The 16,889-nt window shown below is 43.5% G+C and carries 18 protein-coding genes, 1 tRNA gene and 2 pseudogenes; 1 reads left to right on the top strand and 20 read right to left on the bottom strand.

Annotated elements, in window-relative coordinates; translation table 11 throughout:
- Positions 1-96: 96 nt before the first annotated feature.
- The 18 genes and pseudogenes from G7Y32_RS01850 to G7Y32_RS01770 form a co-directional block, all read right to left on the bottom strand.
- Complete coding sequence (locus tag G7Y32_RS01850; protein ID WP_165209869.1) at positions 97-2,745, bottom strand: valine--tRNA ligase; 2,649 nt, start codon at positions 2,743-2,745, stop codon at positions 97-99.
- A gap of 12 nt (positions 2,746-2,757) precedes the next feature.
- Positions 2,758-3,153 carry a hypothetical protein gene (locus G7Y32_RS01845; RefSeq protein WP_165209866.1) on the bottom strand — a complete coding sequence of 132 codons (396 nt, stop codon included), beginning with the start codon at positions 3,151-3,153 and terminating at the stop codon, positions 2,758-2,760.
- Positions 3,154-3,164: 11 nt separating this feature from the next.
- A complete protein-coding gene (locus G7Y32_RS01840; protein ID WP_165209863.1) occupies positions 3,165-3,755 on the bottom strand; it encodes a hypothetical protein in 591 nt (196 codons plus the stop codon).
- Between the two features lie 305 nt (positions 3,756-4,060).
- Entirely contained in the window at positions 4,061-4,273 is a 213-nt protein-coding gene (locus G7Y32_RS10345) for a hypothetical protein (protein WP_241154192.1), read from the bottom strand.
- 40 nt (positions 4,274-4,313) lie between these two features.
- A pseudogene (locus tag G7Y32_RS10525) lies at positions 4,314-4,457 on the bottom strand (DUF4336 domain-containing protein); the annotation flags it as partial.
- A 91-nt stretch (positions 4,458-4,548) separates the two neighbouring features.
- Positions 4,549-5,098, bottom strand: a pseudogene (locus tag G7Y32_RS01830) (DUF1349 domain-containing protein).
- 95 nt (positions 5,099-5,193) lie between these two features.
- Positions 5,194-5,838 carry an HD domain-containing protein gene (locus G7Y32_RS01825; RefSeq protein ID WP_165209857.1) on the bottom strand — a complete coding sequence of 215 codons (645 nt, stop codon included), beginning with the start codon at positions 5,836-5,838 and terminating at the stop codon, positions 5,194-5,196.
- On the bottom strand, positions 5,831-6,415 hold the full coding sequence (locus tag G7Y32_RS01820; protein WP_165209854.1) for a GNAT family N-acetyltransferase: 585 nt from the start codon (positions 6,413-6,415) through the stop codon (positions 5,831-5,833). Before G7Y32_RS01820 ends, G7Y32_RS01825 begins: the two co-directional genes overlap by 8 nt.
- An 11-nt stretch (positions 6,416-6,426) precedes the next feature.
- Positions 6,427-7,029, bottom strand: coding sequence for a DUF1349 domain-containing protein (locus G7Y32_RS01815; protein ID WP_398601185.1), 603 nt, complete (start codon positions 7,027-7,029; stop codon positions 6,427-6,429).
- Positions 7,030-7,273: 244 nt separating this feature from the next.
- On the bottom strand, positions 7,274-7,612 hold the full coding sequence (locus G7Y32_RS01810) for a helix-hairpin-helix domain-containing protein (RefSeq protein WP_165209848.1): 339 nt from the start codon (positions 7,610-7,612) through the stop codon (positions 7,274-7,276).
- 847 nt (positions 7,613-8,459) lie between these two features.
- Positions 8,460-8,714, bottom strand: coding sequence for a DUF1912 family protein (locus G7Y32_RS01805; RefSeq protein ID WP_004225777.1), 255 nt, complete (start codon positions 8,712-8,714; stop codon positions 8,460-8,462).
- Positions 8,715-8,764: 50 nt separating this feature from the next.
- The gene (locus tag G7Y32_RS01800) at positions 8,765-9,703 is read right to left on the bottom strand and encodes an AEC family transporter (RefSeq protein ID WP_004227149.1); all 939 of its coding nucleotides are present in this window, start codon (positions 9,701-9,703) and stop codon (positions 8,765-8,767) included.
- A complete protein-coding gene (locus G7Y32_RS01795) occupies positions 9,700-10,479 on the bottom strand; it encodes an alpha/beta hydrolase (RefSeq protein WP_004227971.1) in 780 nt (259 codons plus the stop codon). The genes G7Y32_RS01800 and G7Y32_RS01795 overlap by 4 nt, the downstream gene beginning before the upstream one ends.
- 422 nt (positions 10,480-10,901) lie before the next feature.
- Positions 10,902-10,972: transfer RNA gene (locus G7Y32_RS01790), tRNA-Thr, on the bottom strand.
- Between the two features lie 90 nt (positions 10,973-11,062).
- Positions 11,063-11,455, bottom strand: coding sequence for a rhodanese-like domain-containing protein (locus G7Y32_RS01785; protein WP_165209845.1), 393 nt, complete (start codon positions 11,453-11,455; stop codon positions 11,063-11,065).
- 72 nt (positions 11,456-11,527) lie between these two features.
- A complete protein-coding gene (locus G7Y32_RS01780) occupies positions 11,528-12,493 on the bottom strand; it encodes an ROK family glucokinase (RefSeq protein WP_165209842.1) in 966 nt (321 codons plus the stop codon).
- On the bottom strand, positions 12,486-12,707 hold the full coding sequence (locus G7Y32_RS01775; RefSeq protein WP_165209839.1) for a YqgQ family protein: 222 nt from the start codon (positions 12,705-12,707) through the stop codon (positions 12,486-12,488). The genes G7Y32_RS01780 and G7Y32_RS01775 overlap by 8 nt, the downstream gene beginning before the upstream one ends.
- Positions 12,708-12,852: 145 nt before the next feature.
- Positions 12,853-13,377: a Dps family protein gene (locus G7Y32_RS01770; RefSeq protein WP_165209836.1), complete on the bottom strand. Its 525-nt coding sequence runs from the start codon at positions 13,375-13,377 to the stop codon at positions 12,853-12,855.
- Between the two features lie 294 nt (positions 13,378-13,671).
- On the opposite strand from G7Y32_RS01770, the gene G7Y32_RS01765 reads away from it, so the two are divergent.
- Positions 13,672-14,328, top strand: a complete 657-nt coding sequence (locus tag G7Y32_RS01765; protein WP_165209833.1) for a prepilin peptidase — start codon at positions 13,672-13,674, stop codon at positions 14,326-14,328.
- Positions 14,329-14,343: 15 nt separating this feature from the next.
- On the opposite strand, the gene G7Y32_RS01760 is transcribed toward G7Y32_RS01765, so the two are convergent.
- Entirely contained in the window at positions 14,344-15,186 is an 843-nt protein-coding gene (locus G7Y32_RS01760) for an NAD(P)H-hydrate dehydratase (RefSeq protein ID WP_165209830.1), read from the bottom strand.
- Positions 15,183-16,040, bottom strand: a complete 858-nt coding sequence (locus G7Y32_RS01755; protein ID WP_165209828.1) for a bifunctional methylenetetrahydrofolate dehydrogenase/methenyltetrahydrofolate cyclohydrolase — start codon at positions 16,038-16,040, stop codon at positions 15,183-15,185. The genes G7Y32_RS01760 and G7Y32_RS01755 overlap by 4 nt, the downstream gene beginning before the upstream one ends.
- Between the last annotated feature and the right edge of the window lie 849 nt (positions 16,041-16,889).

The following is a 16,889-nucleotide window of genomic DNA, read 5'->3' as shown; positions in this document are numbered from 1 at the left end:
AACTTTATATAACTTTTTCCAAATTAAAATGATTATTCATGGATCAAAAACCCCATGCTCATTTTGAACATGGGGTTGATGGGTGATAAGCAAATCTTATTTTTCAAGCTTCTCCATCTCTTTAATCCGCTCGACTGTTGCATCGTATTTGGCTTGGTAGTCGGTTTGTTTGTCGCGTTCTTTTTGAACGATTTCTGGTTTGGCGTTGGCGACGAATTTTTCGTTGCTGAGTTTCTTGGCGACCATATCCAGTTCTTTCTGCCATTTGGCTAACTCTTTGTTGAGGCGAGCCAGTTCTTCGTCTACATTGAGTAGGTCTGCCAATGGCAGGAAGATTTCAGCACCTGTGATGACGGCTGACATGGCAAGTTCAGGTGTGTCAAGGGTTGAGCTGATTTCAAGCTTTTCAGGATTGGTGAAACGCTTGATGTAGTTGACATTGCTATTAAAGAAGCTTTCCAAGTCGCTGTCACTGGTTTTGACAAGGATGGTGATTGGCTTGCTTGGTGCCACGTTGACTTCGGCTCTGCTATTTCGCACTGAACGGATCAGATCTTTGAGACTTTCCACACCTTTATGCGCAGCTTCATTTTCAAAAGCAGGGTTAACGGTTGGGTAAGTTGCTGTCACGATTGAGCCATCTGCATATTGTCCAAAGATTTCTTCCGTCACAAACGGCATGATTGGATGCAGCAGACGCAGGATCTTGTCCAGTGTGTAGAGGAGGACTGAGCGCGTGATGATTTTTTCGTCTTCATTGTCACTGTAGAGGACTTCCTTGGTCAACTCCACGTACCAGTCGGCGAATTCATCCCAGATGAAGTTATAGAGGATGTGACCGGCCACACCAAACTCGAACTTGTCAAAGTTTTCCGTAACCTTGCTAATCGTTTCATTGAGGTTGTGGAGAATCCAGCGGTCTGTCACGTTGCCTGCCGTTCCCGCAGCGACCTTATCGACATTGGCTGTCGCTTGATCCAAAGTCAAGCCTTCATTGTTCATGAGAATATAGCGGGAAATATTCCAGATTTTGTTAATGAAGTTCCAAGCAGCATCCATCTTTTCGTAAGAGAAGCGGACATCTTGCCCCGGCGCAGAACCGTTTGAAAGGAACCAGCGCAGGGCATCTGCACCGTATTTATCAACGACATCCATAGGGTCGATTCCGTTTCCGAGCGACTTGGACATCTTGCGTCCTTGCTCATCGCGGATAAGACCGTGGATGAGGACATTCTTGAACGGTTGGCGGCCTGTGAATTCCAGAGATTGGAAGATCATGCGAGACACCCAGAAGAAAATGATGTCGTAACCTGTCACAAGGGTTGAGGTTGGGAAGTAACGCTTGAAGTCTTCGCTATCCGTATCAGGCCAGCCCATAGTTGAGAAGGGCCAGAGGGCAGAGCTGAACCACGTATCAAGGACATCTTCGTCTTGTGTCCAGCCATCGCCTTCCGGTGCTTCCTCACCGACATACATTTCACCGTCTGCATTATACCAAGCAGGGATTTGATGACCCCACCAAAGCTGGCGGGAGATTACCCAGTCGTGGACGTTTTCCATCCATTGCAGGAAGGTGTCGTTGAAACGCGGCGGATAGAAGTCCACTTTATCATCAGTCTCTTGGTTGGCAATGGCATTTTTAGCCAGCTGATCCATCTTGACGAACCATTGGGTGGACAGGCGGGGTTCCACCATGACACCGGTACGTTCTGAGTGACCGACCGAGTGGGTCATCTTTTCGACCTTGACAAGGGCGCCGATTTCCTCTAATTTTGCAACCGTCGCCTTGCGGGCTTGGAAGCGATCCATGCCGGCAAATTCACCAGCCAGTTCATTCATGGTTCCATCGTCGTTCATGACATTGACCTGCGGCAGGTTATGGCGCTGACCGACCAAGAAGTCGTTAGGGTCATGGGCAGGTGTGATTTTAACGACACCTGTACCAAACTCTGGATCAGCGTGTTCGTCGGCCACGATTGGGATTGGTTTGTTAACGATTGGCAGGATAACATTTTTGCCAATTAAGTCCTTGTAGCGTGGGTCTTCTGGATTAACAGCGACAGCCGTATCCCCAAACATAGTTTCCGGACGGGTCGTTGCAACCTCAAGGGCGCGTGAACCATCTTCCAGCATGTAGTTCATGTGGTAGAAAGCACCTTCCACATCCTTGTGGATGACTTCGATGTCAGACAGGGCTGTCCGAGCCTTAGGATCCCAGTTGATGATGAATTCACCGCGGTAGATCCAGCCTTTTTTATAAAGCTCAACAAAGACCTTACGAACAGCCTTTGACAGTCCTTCATCAAGGGTGAAGCGCTCACGTGAGTAATCGACAGAAATTCCCATCTTCCCCCACTGTTCCTTGATGGTTGCGGCATATTCGTCCTTCCATTCCCAGACCTTATCCAAGAATTTCTCACGACCGAGGTCGTAACGAGAAATGCCATCTTCAGCCAAGCGGGCTTCGACCTTGGCCTGCGTGGCGATACCCGCATGGTCCATACCGGGCAGCCACAGGGTATCAAAGCCTTGCATGCGTTTTTGGCGGATAATAATATCTTGAAGTGTCGTGTCCCAAGCGTGTCCCAAGTGCAATTTACCTGTGACATTTGGTGGTGGAATCACAATAGAATACGGGTGGGCTTTCTTATCGCCAGATGGCTTGAAAACATCTTGGTCTAACCAAGTTTGATAACGCCCAGCCTCAACCTCGGCTGGATTGTATTTTGGTGAAAGTTGTTTCATGTTAGTTCTCCTCTAATTGTCAAACGAATACATTGCAGCTATTCCTAGGGAACCTACTATTAAGAATGAAGTTAAAATAGGATCCCAAAAAATCAGCCAAAAAATAACGATAAATAAAATATACCATAATACTCCTACATACTTCCTTTGTTTTAAGGAGTATAGAATCAATCCTAACAAGAAAAATATCCAAATTATTCCAAAAATCAAATGAAAATAATAACCATTTAATTGAATTATTTTAAAAGATTTTGAAATTGTATTTAGACTCTCATCACTAGTTATATTTTTAACCAACTGGCTATTCTTAAAAGACCAAGTCCAAAAACTGATACCTATTTCAATTAATGTAGTAAAACCAAGTAACCATATATTTGATATATATTTTTCAATATCCTTTATATTCATAACAAATCACCTCATTTCTTTGAAATAAATATCCCTAATATAAATGCTATAATTGTCCATATTAAGGTTAGTTTTGCTGGTTCAACAGTACTGTTTGTATCTAGTAGCCAATCATACATCCGCTTATATAAATATAATAATAATTCAATTATAATATAAATAATATTAAAGCATAGATAAATTAACAATATGGACAATGAATTACCCACACTAATTTTATTATGTTCTGTATTATTTAAATAAATAATCGTGTAGATTCCAAATACCACTAAAATCATTGACAGACTTACTATAGAGACTTTGAATCTTTTTTTAATTTTTGGAAGTTTTAAAAAAGCTATAATTAGTAGAACCGGTGCTACAATTATAGTACTTAACTCAACACTATTGAATGGTAAAGTAAATATAAGTGTTTTCATGTGATTTAAATTTAGTTTTCTTAGTAATACAGATAATTCTAGGCTGAGTCCTCCTCCTAATGAAATACTAAATAACAAAGTTAAAATATTATTTCTTAATCCATTTAAAAAATTTATGGACCAACTAAGCATAGTATTAAAGCAATTTTTAATCATTCTTTTATGGTTTTTTAAAGTATTCATGTTATTTCTCTCCACTCACCTTTTAATAGTCCAAATCTCAACCATACTAATTTTGCATTTTTCCTACTTCACCCACTCAAAAGTTTTCTCCAATGCTTCCTGTCCATTGCCAAATTGACAGCGACCATAGGCTAGAATGATATTTTAGGCGCCCAATTTTCAGAGTTTGAAAGCTGGTTTTAGCTTCTTTTTATATCCTGTAAAAGTTAGGCGCAGGTCACGCCGTTGGGATAAGCATTGCCTACGATTTTATAAAGCAGCCGCTGGTGAGATTTCCTGTGTTTCAATATTTTCAATCACATCAGTCAAGATGAGCGTTTTGCTTGCCTTATGAAAAAGACAGCTTCCTGCATATAGCGGTTTCCCTTGAAAAGATGCTGTTCCAGATTAGCTGACCAAGCTACGGATGCTCGATCTGTTAATTCTTGTCCTGCTGACAGAGTAATTTTCTGAGATTGGGCACGATCGGCAATCCTCGGTGCCAGCCAGACCTCTGCCTTGGGATACGCCTTGTCCAAGCTTCGATATAGGCATAATAAATCTGTTTGGGCCAATCAGATAGCTGATTTCTCCCAGTTGTTCCAAAGCCTGAAAAAACTCTGCATGGGGATTGATGGGAGAATGGCACCAGAGCCTGCTGTCTGATAAGCGTACAACTGTCATACGAGTAGAAAAGGGAATCTTAGCTATCCTCGCGCTCATCTCCGCAATATCTTCATTTACAATCCAGATATTTTGCGCGACAGACTTCAAAGGATTTAGAGGATGGTATCATTTAATAGGGATTTTCTTTTTAATCCGGCTGCTGCCCATCATGGGCTTGCCACTGGCAGTCTAGCATTTGGAAGTCAGTGAAGATAGCTTTAAAGGAGGAGTCTTCTGGGCTACAGGCATAGAGACCGAAAGAAATTTCATCGGTCACTTTGTTTAGATGGGCCTGCACATCTGTTTGAAGGTCTCACCATCCAGTGAATTTTCGATACGGAAAACCATACCACGGCGGCTGAGGCGGTACCACATGCTGTTAGTCTCCACAGGGATTTCAACGGTTGACCAGTCCAAGTAACCGCTATTAGTCACGACACTGCTTAGGTGCTGAAAGTCTTCATTTTCATACTCAATGACCCCTTAATCCAATTTTTGCTGTCCAGATAAACCACCACATCACATTAATCAAAGCGGTGCTGACTGTCAAGACTGGTCTTGACGACAAAGGAGAAATACTACTCACCTGTTGTCAGCTGCAAGACCGGCGCATTATCATTTTTTTGAAAATGGTAATAAGTTCGCTGCCAGAGATCAGTATGAGGCAGGATTTCGATGACAATCTTATCCTCTGGAATTTCATAGGCTTTGAGCTGGCGTGTCTAGATCAGTTTCTTGGTATCAAATTTTTCCATATTCTCCTCCTTTTTATGGGGCACAGTTATGCGAGACTTTAACGCATCCCTTCCCACTCAGCATAAAATTGCTGGAGGTAGCTTTCCATAAACTCGTGGCGGTCTTGGGCTAGGCGTTTGCCTTCTTTTGTGTTCATGAGGTCTTTGAGTTTGAGGAGTTTTTCGTAGAAGTGCATGATGGCGGTGTCCTCGCCCTTGCGGTAGTCCTCTAGGCTAAGATTTTCCCTTGGCTTCATGTTAGGATCATGGATTAGGCGTCCTTTGTTGCCTGAATAGGCAAAAGTCCTCGCAATGCCGATAGCGCCGATGGCATCGAGGCGATCAGCATCTTGAACGATCTGACCTTCTAGGGAAAGCTGGGCGGTGTTGTGCCCGCCCTTATAGGAAATACCTGTCATGATACTGGTGATTTCAGTGATTTGGACTTGTGATAAACCTTGCTCAGTAAGAAAATTCTCAACCTCAGCCAGAGCCTTACCTTCATCAAAGAGCTTACTGTCAGCCATGTCATGCAGGAGAGCTCCCATCTCCACGGTGAAGAGGTCGGCATTCTCAGCCTGACCGATAGTCAGAGCAGTCTTAGTGACACGCGCAATATGCCACCAGTCGTGACCGCTGGCTTCACCAGCTAAAGTAGCTTTCACGAATTGGCGCGTGCTGGCAAGAATCTTTTCCTTATCCATGAGCTGACTCCCACTCACTTTTAAGCAGCCCATATCTTAAGTCATCACAGCGATTTCCTTGGACATCCTTACGATCTCGAATTCGTGCTTCTAAGGTAAATCCCAATTTCTCTACCACACGCTGACTTTGTTTATTCGTATCATAGCAATTTAATTCAAGCTTATGAAGGTTGAGGAGGGTAAAGCCCAGTTCAATCAGAGCTGCTGATGCCTCCGACACAATACCTTGTCCCCAATAATCCGGATGCAGGGTATAGCCGATTTCCAACACATCATCTGCATGACGATGGTTAAAGTCCACAGAGCCAATCATTTTATCCTCTCCTTTTAGCTTTATGCCATAGCCAGAAGGCAATTGCTGCTCTGCTTGACTTTTAGGCAGGACATGCTCCAAATAATAAACTTCATCCTCAATTTTTTCAATCGGCGGAAATCCCGCTGGGTAGGCTACTTCTGGCAAACTGGCATAAGTGAAGATATCTGCAGCATCTGCAATTGTCCGCTGACGCAAATTCAGACGTTCCGTTTCCACGTTGGGCAGAATCTTTCCATCAAATTCTTCTAAAATCTTTAGCATGGCAATTTTCTCTAATCCGGCTGCTGCCCATCATGAGCCTGCCATTGACAATCCATCAAAGCAAAATCGGTGAATGTGGCTTTAAAAGAGGAATCCTCTGGACTGCAGGCATAGATGCCAAAAGCAATCTCATCTGTTGCTTTAGCTAAATGGGCAATTCGCATCTGCTTAAAGGTCACACCGTCCAGCGAATTTTCAATCCGAAAATCCTGACCGCGGCGGCTGAGACGGTACCACATGCTGTTGGTTTCAGCAGGAATTTCCACTGTCGCCCAGTCTGAATAGCCTTGGTTAGTGACAACACTACCTAGATGCTGAAAGGTTTCATTTTCATACTCAATTGACCCCTTAATCCAGTTGTCACTGTCCAGATAAACCACCACACCACATTGGTCAAAGCGGTGCTGGCTGTCAAAGCTAGTCTTAACGACAAAGGAAAAATACTGCTCATCCGTAGACATCTGCAAAACCGGTGCATTATCATTGCAAAAATGATAGTAGGTTCTCTGCCAAAGGTCAGTATGAGGCAGGGTTTCAATGGTAATTTCCTTATCAGATATCTGATAAGATTTTGGCTGGCGTGTCCATTTGAATTGGTTTAGATCTAAGGACATCATTCTATCGTCTCCTTTCACAACAAAAAAGTCCCTATCTGGCATCATGCCAGACAGGGACGAATGTATAATCCGCGGTACCACCCATATTCAGAAATGGAGCTGAGCTCTATCTGCAACTTTGCTATGCTGTTTATGATATATCAGCAACCCGTAAAAGCTACCTGTGCGGATTTCTCAACCTCACCGCTCTCTGTGACAGATATCTGCTCTACTCCTCTGATATAGATGATGACTTCAAAACTTAGGCTTTGAAGCTGACCCCGTTTTCTTTCAAGCTAGTGATTGCTGCTGGACCGATACCCTTAACAGCCAAAACATCTTTTTCAGAAGCCTTTTCAAAATCGGCCAAAGTCTTAAAACCTGCTTCTTCAAGACTGGCTTGTTTAGCAGCACCGAGACCAGCAAAGATATCGACTTGGTCTACTTTAGGGGCTGGCTTAACTTCTGCTGTCGTTTGAGCTGGTTTCTTAGGAGCCGCTGGTTTAGCAGGGGCAGCTTCTTGAGCTGGTTGGCCTTTGAGCAGGCCTTGACGTTTCATTTTCAACTTCAATGCTTTTTTGCGATTTTTCTTTTGAGACATCTTATACTCCAAAAACTTTTTTTATTATTATAGCAGGTTCTTTTCAGAAAATAAACACCAAAAGGCCTAGAAATGGCAATTTCAGGCCATTCTTTACAAAATTGTAATCTAAAACCCAGACAAATACTTACATTTTTCTTAAATAACCTGCCAAAATAGCACTCCAATCAAATTTTTGACAAGATAGTGCGCTGTGTAGAGAATGATCACCATGGTTCAAGGGAGAAAGTTTTGTGGTTATTGATATGATAAAAACAGTTGCTTGGTGGTTATGATAATCGGAAACCTTGCTTATGGAGTGAGGTCTGATAGATTTTAGTACCACCTTCTACCTTATGAAAACTTCCGCTTTCTTTCTGACTGCCTAGGCTTTCAGGGTCAGAATCTTATTTATCATATATTTTGTCAAACTGAGTTAAAAACGAAAGAGAACAATACCCTAGAGTCAAGCACTGAACAAGCTCATCTTTTTAAGAATAGTTATCGCGCCTGCTTCATTCTATGCGACTTGGACTTAAACTCTTTTAGGCATTTATCGTAAAACAGCTATTTCAGCTGGCAACTATTATACTTTTTCAAAATCACAATACTATTTTGTTGACTTCACCTTGCTATCCTTCAATAACACAAACTAGGCCTATCTTATTTCCAAACTTAAGCTATCCACTGGGTAGTTTAAGCTGTCTCTGGCTCTTCTCCCAGTCTGACTTTGACTTCTTAAGTATTTGTAAACAGCTTTTGAACAAGCAATCACTACCAATCGTTTTTGGGAATAGATAAAAGACCTGAGCAGCGGTTTCTGCTGAGGTCTGTTGAATATTATCGTTTCGCTGATACGCACTAGGGCTTAATAGGTCCGTTTCCCCATCAAATTATCTGGCAGGTCGTGGAAGGACTTGCCTTGGTGGTAATTGGCAAATTTCCCTTGCAAATATCGGTAGGCATCTAGACGGCTCTCATAGCGGATGGCAGCTTCTTTAGCCCGCTCATCCCCATCTTCTTTCCAAACGTCCTGACTGGTTTTAACAGCTGTCTGATTCACTAGAATTTGGCTATTGAGCCAGTCTTCAAAGTCTTTTAAAAATTCTTGTTCGTAGGTCATCTGACGACTCCTTTTCTTTTGCCTTGGCTAATCACCATTATATCATATCCCTACCCCAGCAAGACCATTAAGATTGGAATGACAATTAAGGTCATGAGCGTTGTCTCTGTTACCATAATAGCTGCATAGTCTGCATCAGCACCGTAAAGTTTGGAAACAACGGGGGCATTCGTCATAACAGGCATGGCCGACTGGATGATAAAGACTTCCTTCATCAGATGAGGCATCTTGGCTGGCAGAACCATGAGGGTCATGAGCAGAGGAGCCACCACAAAGCGTCCCAGAAGAATCAGAAGATGGTCCTTCCCTAGGCGCAGGTGGCTGAGGCCCGCCTTGGAAATGGATAGGCCGATAAAAATCATAGACAGAGGGATAGTGATATTGCCCAAATAGGTCAGGTCTGACAAGAGAAAATCTGGCAGCTGGACTTTTAAGAGTACCAAGGCTACACCGGCCATAAAGCCAAGCAGGGGAGCGGAGAAGATCTTCTTCAAGCTATTTTGCCAGTTAAGCCCTGATTCTGTTTCACCATCTCGCTGAATCAGGTAGAGACCAATCGTCCAAAAGAAGGTCGTATTGCACATATAATAAACCAAAACATAGGGAATACTCTTGTCGCCAAAGAGAGCCTGATTGATCGGCAGACCAACAAAGACCGTGTTGGAGTTGAAGAACATAGAGGTAAAGAGACCGCGGTGAGACTTCTTGACCTGAAAGATCTGGGCGACAGCCATAGCAATCCCTAGGAGGATAACCATGGACAGGGCTGGATAACGCAGTTGAGGCAGCATAACTCTAAGATCATGGGCCGAAAATCGTCCAAAGATGGTTTCAATCATGTAGCAGGGCAGACCAATTTGAGTGACCAAGCGAGCCAGTATACTGGAAGATTTATCATCAAACCATCCCCGCTCAGCTAAAACATAACCAACCAACACCATAATCAGGATAGTAACAATACCTGAAATACTCTGCAGAAAGACGCTCAAATTTCCTCACCTCGCAAGTCCGCTTGTCTTTGGTTCAGGTAGGCCAACATAGCTTGACCAGCCTTACGAACGTCATCGCCATGAAAGCCATGACCAGCATTGGGCAAGACCAGCAGTTCAGCCTGAGCGTAGGTTTCTTCTGCCCGCTCAGAATAACTGAGGGGGACAATTTTGTCGCTGTCTCCGTGGACGATAAGCACAGGCTTTTGATAGGCCACCATCTCTTGATAGATGTCAAAAGAAGTCGCATCCTGATTGTAGATGGCTCCAATTTGAGTTCCCATGACAACACGAGATTCAGGTCCGAGACCGTATTTCGCGAGACGTTCCTTGGCATCATCTTGAAGTACAAAGGCAGGATAAAAGAGAATCAAACCTGCAAGCTGCTCAGAAAGTTGACCAGCCACATAGGCTGATACAAATCCGCCTTGGCTCTCACCCATAAGGTAAATTCGATTGGGATTAATTTCAGGCCGTTCCTGCAGTTGCTCAAAAACAGCCTGTAAGTCATCAGCCTGAGTCAGTACTGACATATCAAGGAAATTACCATCACTTTGCTTCTCTGAGCCATCCCCAGAGCCAGCAAAATCATAGGAATAAACGGCATAGCCAGCTTCATAAGCCTGCTGAGCATAAACTTGTGTTCCTAAATGATTTCCCCTAAAGCCATGGGACATGATAACTAGGGGAAGTTTCCCTTTTCTTTGATCGGGTAGATAAAATTTACCATAGAGATTGAACTGATCTCGTTTGAGCCATAAATCCTGGACAGTCATCTTGCACCTCCTCGTAAGATACTAAGCTGTTAAACAACTCAAAGGAAAATAGGAACCTTGCCGAAGATACACTAGCATCTAAAATGGTTATCTTTTTCCACAGAGTTGTAAGCCTGTTCAATTAAACAAAATCAATAGCAAGAGAAGGGCGTGAGACAAAAATCGGTATGGATACGGCAAAACCATCGATTTTGTCATCCCACCTCCCCATAGTTGATTTTAGCCTTCTCAAACTGTCTTCCAGCCTGTTTGCTCATCTTACTTGACAAGGGATGAGAACTTGACTTTACCGCCGCTGGCACATGATAGGCTAAAAACTAAAGCATCAAGCTCATCATCACAAACCAACCACTGCAGCTTGCTACTTACACTAAAAAATAAGGAGACTGGTAACTATTGTCCCAGTCTCCTCTCACTAGATCTGCCACCACCGAGAATCGAACTCGGAACGGAGCATTACCATTGCTCTATTATACCATTTAACTACAGCGGCTACCTATTTATAATACCATAGTCCCTATTTCCTGACAAGATATAAATTTGAAAAATTTTACAAGATTTTCAAGCTATCTTTTTCAAGTATTTACTTGGTCTTGCCATCCCAATTTTCAAAACCAGATTCAAGGACATAGACATTGGTAAAGCCAGCCTTTTTAAGAATTGGAACAGCCCGAGCAACTGCCTGACTGCGCATATTATCATAGAGCAAAACAGGCTTATCCTTGCGAAGAGCAGAGAGAGACTCCTTAAACTGTTGAATTTGGAAATTACGGGCTCCTAGGATATGCTTATCCTGAAAGGCCTTAGAACTCCGCAGATCAATAATTTGTCCTTGATGCATGAGCTGCTGAAATTCGCTGTTGTTAATAAATTTAGCCGCACGACGAATCCGCAAATACCGCCAAGCTGACCAGCCCAGAAAGGCAAGAACAATAACAGCAACTAAAATCCAGTTGATAAGCATTTGTGACCTCATGAAAAAATTCTCCTTTAATAAATTTAGGCTAGACAAATCCGCCAATAACACTAGCGGACCATTTTCAATCGATTAGGCAAATTGACGGGCTAGACTGGCAGCGCCAATGATACCAGCATCATTTCCCAGCTCAGCAATCTTAATCTTCGTTGACGTCTTAACAGCTGGGAAGGCGAATTGCAGGAAGTATTTTTCAACCCGACTGCGTAAGAATTCACCTGCTGCTGAAACACCGCCACCCAGAACGAGAGAATCCGGATTGAGGGTATTCCCAAGATTGGCTGCTGCCAACCCCAAGTAGAAGGCTACCTTTTCAACGACAGAATCGGCAAAGGCATCACCAGCTTGTGCAGCGACAAAGACGTCCTTACTGGTCACAGTTTCCCCGTTGTCAATAGCTTTCTTGATTAGTGAATCACCCTCGTATTCTTCTGCCAGCTGACGAGCCACACGCACGACACCCGTTGCGGAAGCAACAGTTTCCAAGCAACCCTTGTTACCGCAGGTACATTCGAATCCATCAAGGGGTTGGACATTGATATGACCGATTTCACCACCAGCACCGGCCACTCCATGAATGAGGTTGCCATCAGCAATGATACCACCGCCAACACCAGTCCCTAGCGTCACCAAAATAACGTCGGGATTGTTGCCTCCGGCACCGGTCCAAGCCTCTCCTAAAGCTGCAACATTAGCATCATTGTCAATAGCAAAAGGAATACCAATCTCCTTTTCGATGATCGAACCAACTGCTTGAGTCTTAGCCCAATTGAGGTTGAAGGCCCCAGTTACCGTCTTTTTCTCACGATCAACAGCACCAGGTGATCCCATACCAATACCAATGAAGTCCTCAGCTGTCAAGCCATAGAGGTTCAAACGGTGCTTGAGAGATTCTACAATATCAGGCACAATATGCTTGCCTTCTTCCAAAATATTGGTCTCAATTGCCCACTTTTCTTGGACTTCTCCTTCTGTTGTCAAAATACCAAATTTGATGGTTGTACCACCTAAGTCAATACCCAATAATTTTTTAGTCATGTGTTTTTCCTTCTTCTATTCTTTGCTTTTCCAAACGATGCTCCCGCCGTAAAATCAATTCGGCTGTCAGGTAATCCTGTTTTTCTATAAGGCCAGACTGATAGAGCCGCTCTAACTCGATTTTCATCATTTCGATATCATAGAGCCGCTTGCCCAGATAAACGATTATCCCGAAGCGTTTGAGTAGCTGCTGAACATCATACAAAGTTTTCATAAGCAAATTGTAACAAAAAAAGCTAACGCTTTCAAGTTGATTAGAAAGCGTTTTCTGAAATTTTCTGAGGAAAATCAAACCAAAAATTTTCACAAAAATAAAACGACCTAGAAAGGCCGTCCTATATCTATAAAACGCATCAAGCTTATTCCAGCCCTGGAGCTTGGCCAAGTTCGGCCTGAACCATCCAAAGAGTCTTTTCAGCATCAGCCTGAGCCGCTGTGAAGATATCGTTGGTTGGAGCATCTTCTTCTTCATCAGTAACATCCAAACCAACTTGATAGAGTTTATCCAAGTAGGTATAGACGTCAACGAGGCGACGCAGGTGATCCTCCATAGATTTATCCCATGTACCTTTTTCTTCAGTCAAGTTTGAATTTTGGTCAAATTCAGCCAAAGTAGAATAAGGAGAGCCACCCAGAGTAATCAGCCGTTCGCTGATTTCGTCAAGATTGGCATTGATGGCATCCATGTATTCGTCCATTTTGGGATGAAGATGAAGGAAGCCACGTCCTCGCATGTACCAATGAATTTGATGAACGATTGAATAGGCCTTAGACAAATCAGCAACAGCTTGGTTGAGGACGGCCTTGGTCTTTGGACGAGAACCAGATTGGCTATCAGCAGCTTGAGCTACTTGTTTTGCAATTGCATCTACAGAATATGACATGATATAACCTCCTATTTATTTAAGTTACTAAGCCGTTACGTTAAGCGCCTCAAGCGCCTAATGAACTTGCAGAAAAAGACTAAGTTGGCATAGACAACAAGTCTTGCTCCCAACCACTGCACCAAGAGTTTATTCCAAAATAGGAATATCGGACAAGTTTTTGCTCAGTCTCAAGTTATCTTGTCGGTAATTGAAGGGATTCTTATTTAGAATGATTCTTATTTACTGACATCTTTATTCTAATTCAAGCTTAGCAAATATGCAAATATTTGAATTATTTTCGGAATAATAAGTATGGAAACTCTTTTAATACTTTTTCTTGGGGCCAGTTTAGGCTCCTTTCTGGGGTTGGTGCTGGATCGCTTCCCAGAAAAATCTATTATCTGGCCTCCCAGTCATTGTGACAGCTGCGGCCGAGCTTTGGCCATCAGAGATTTGATTCCCATTCTTTCGGAGATAGGCAACGGTTTTGCCTGTCGTTTCTGTGGGACAAAATTGCCGATCAGCTATTGTCTCTTAGAAATTGCCTCTGCTCTGACCTTCTGGTTGGGCTGGATTGGCGGACTGAGCTGGAACCAGGTCTGTTTAATCCTGATCAGTCTTTTACTGAGTCTCTACGATTTGAAAAACCAGAACTACCCCTTGGTTATTATTTTACTAGCAGGCCTAGTTACCTGTTCTTTCTGCGGCAGTAATACCACAGCTTTGATTCTTCTTCTACTGGGAGTCTTGGCTCAAATTCTGCCCTTGGGAATCGGAGAGGGAGACCTCTATTATTTGGCCCTCTTGGCCCTGACTACGGACCTTCATTCCCTTCTCTGGCTAATTCAACTGGGGAGTCTGCTAGCCATCCTGTTCATCATTAGCCGCAAAGAAAAAAGGGCTGTTCCCTTCCTGCCCTTTTTGAGTCTTGCTTATTTGGTTGAATTGATTTTGCTGAGGATGTGGTAAAAGTTGGCAGCCTTTTTACGTCTCATCGCTCATCCTTTTCATCCACTTGGGAATTTCTTGACTGATGCTGGTTGGGAGGACGACGTAGGCTTCCTTGGCCAGATCCTCTGCAATGGCCGAATGAAGGTAGCTGGCTGCGCCGACACTCTGAAAGAGGTTATCTGTGAACTGCGCTACAAAACCTGTAATCATGCCGGCTAAGGTATCACCCATGCCACCAGTTGCCTGATAGGGGCCGCCAACTGTCAATTGACCGATATGGCCAGTCTGATCATAGATTTTTGTTTCGTGGGACTTAGCCACTAGAACCGTTTGACTGGGAAAGCGGACTAGAGCTGCTTGGGTATTTTCTTGGTCTTGTTGAGAAATTTCTATGCCTGACAGGCGCTCCCATTCTTTCTGGTGGGGCGTCAGGACAATTTTTTCCGTAGGCCAATCAATCTGCTCCTTTTGAGCCAGTAAATCCAAGGCTGATCCATCAATAATAAGGGTTTGTTCTGATTCAGCTTGGGTCAAGACTAGCTCTAAAGTTTTCTGAGCTAGAGGGGAATTTCCCAGACCTGGGCCAATCAGAATGACATTAGCCGCATGGATTTGTCTCTTTAAGAGTGACTGGTCTGCCAAATCAAAGGCCATAGCCTCCGGTAGGTGACTATGCAAGGCTGTGATATTAGCCCGGTCAGTAGCAGCTGTCACCAAACCTGCTCCGCTATTGACCGTAGCTAAGGCAGCCATAATAATAGCCCCACCATAAGGATAAATGCCACCGATAAGGAGGGTACGACCAAAAGTCCCCTTATGGCTTTTAAGGGGACGGGGTTGTATAAGGTCTGCGACTAATTTTTCATCAATAATCATAAGCTCACACTTCTTAAGGCTGCTTGGTAGGTCTGTTCCAGAAGCATGGTGATGGTCATAGGGCCGACACCACCCGGAACTGGAGTAATCAGGCTAGCAAGATCAGCCACCTCATCAAATTTAACATCACCAACCAGCTTGCCATTATCATCACGATTCATGCCAACGTCGACGACCACAGCTCCTTCCTTAACATAGTCCTTGGTCACAAAATTTTCCTGACCAATAGCCACAATTAAAACGTCTGCTCTTTTGCAGACTTCAGCCAGATGGCGAGTTCTGGAATGGGTCAAGGTGACTGTCGCATTTTTATCTAGGAGCAACTGAGCCATGGGTTTACCGACAATATTGGAACGACCGATGATAACAGCATTCTTACCTTCCAAATCAACCTGATACTCCTGCAGCATTTCCATGATGCCGGCTGGCGTGCAAGGAACCATAAGAGGACGACCAGACCAAAGGTGACCAGTATTCATAGGATGGAAACCATCAACATCTTTTTTAGGGTCAATGGCCAAAATCACCTTCTTGTCATTGATATGGTTAGGCAGGGGCAGCTGGACTAAAATCCCATGATAGTTGGAATCTTGGTTGTATTTTTCAATAATAGCCAGCAGCTCTTCCTGACTGATGCTGTCTGATAGACGGATAGTTTTACTGGTAAATCCTGCCGCTAAGGCAGACCGCTCCTTATTGCGAACATAAACTTGGCTAGCAGGATCATCCCCCACTAAAATGACCACCAGACCTGGTACAATACCATGCTTAGATTTTAGCTGAGCTACTTTTTCTGTTAACTGGCTCTGCATTTTCTTGGCCAAAGCCTTACCATCAATGATTTTCGCTGTCATTGTTACTCCCAATATTTTATATTATCGTGCATGCAGACTGCGCAAACTTTATGTGCTTGCCACGGCAAGCAGTACGCAGAATCTGCTGAATGGCCTTATTCTAGGCAAGAAAGTCTTTTTCTGTACTTGAAGTCAAATCTTCCAAAGCCTACCAGCTTGACCTTGTTTTTTTATTATACCAAAAAGGGAGTGGAATCACCCCAAAAATTGAAAATTTTGATTCTCACAACGTCCTGATTTTAGAGTGGTGACCTGAAACGGTCTCTCCCCAGACCGTTTCACTCCACCCCCACACAGCTCAAAAAGTCTGGGACAAAAGTCCAGACTCATTAGCATTGTTCGAGATTTACCAGATTGAGCAGTGGTTGATTGGCAGTCCTTATCTTGGGGTGTAGTCCCATCGTCAGGTACTCCCTGAAACAGTCCACTGGACCGTTTAACTACCACGCAAGAGATAGGTCAAACAGTCTGGGAGACTGTTTGAGAAAACCAATATCAGCTATGCGGAGGTGGGAAATAAGATGAACGCTGTTCATCACATTCGTTTAGGCTTTCCGCTTCGTTTTAGCCTTGCGACAAAAGTAAAACCAACCAGCAGTGTTTCATTGGTGCTAAAGAACCTAATGAACTGTGCAGGGGTAAGACTCTTGGCATAACTAACAATTCTTACTCCCAACTACTGCGTCAAAAATTTATTCCAAAGCAGAAAGCCTGGACAAATTTTTTATACGAAAACTACAAAGAATGCAAAAATTCCCTCCCTATGATATAATCAAAGCGAAAAAAATTATATTTAGACTACTAGCTCGTCCCTAGTAGTCTTTTTCTGTGCTAAAAATTCAGAATAAG

Origin of the sequence: Streptococcus tangpeifui, assembly GCF_011038795.1 — a bacterium.
Taxonomy (GTDB): domain Bacteria; phylum Bacillota; class Bacilli; order Lactobacillales; family Streptococcaceae; genus Streptococcus; species Streptococcus tangpeifui.
This window is presented reverse-complemented; position numbering and strand designations above follow the sequence as displayed.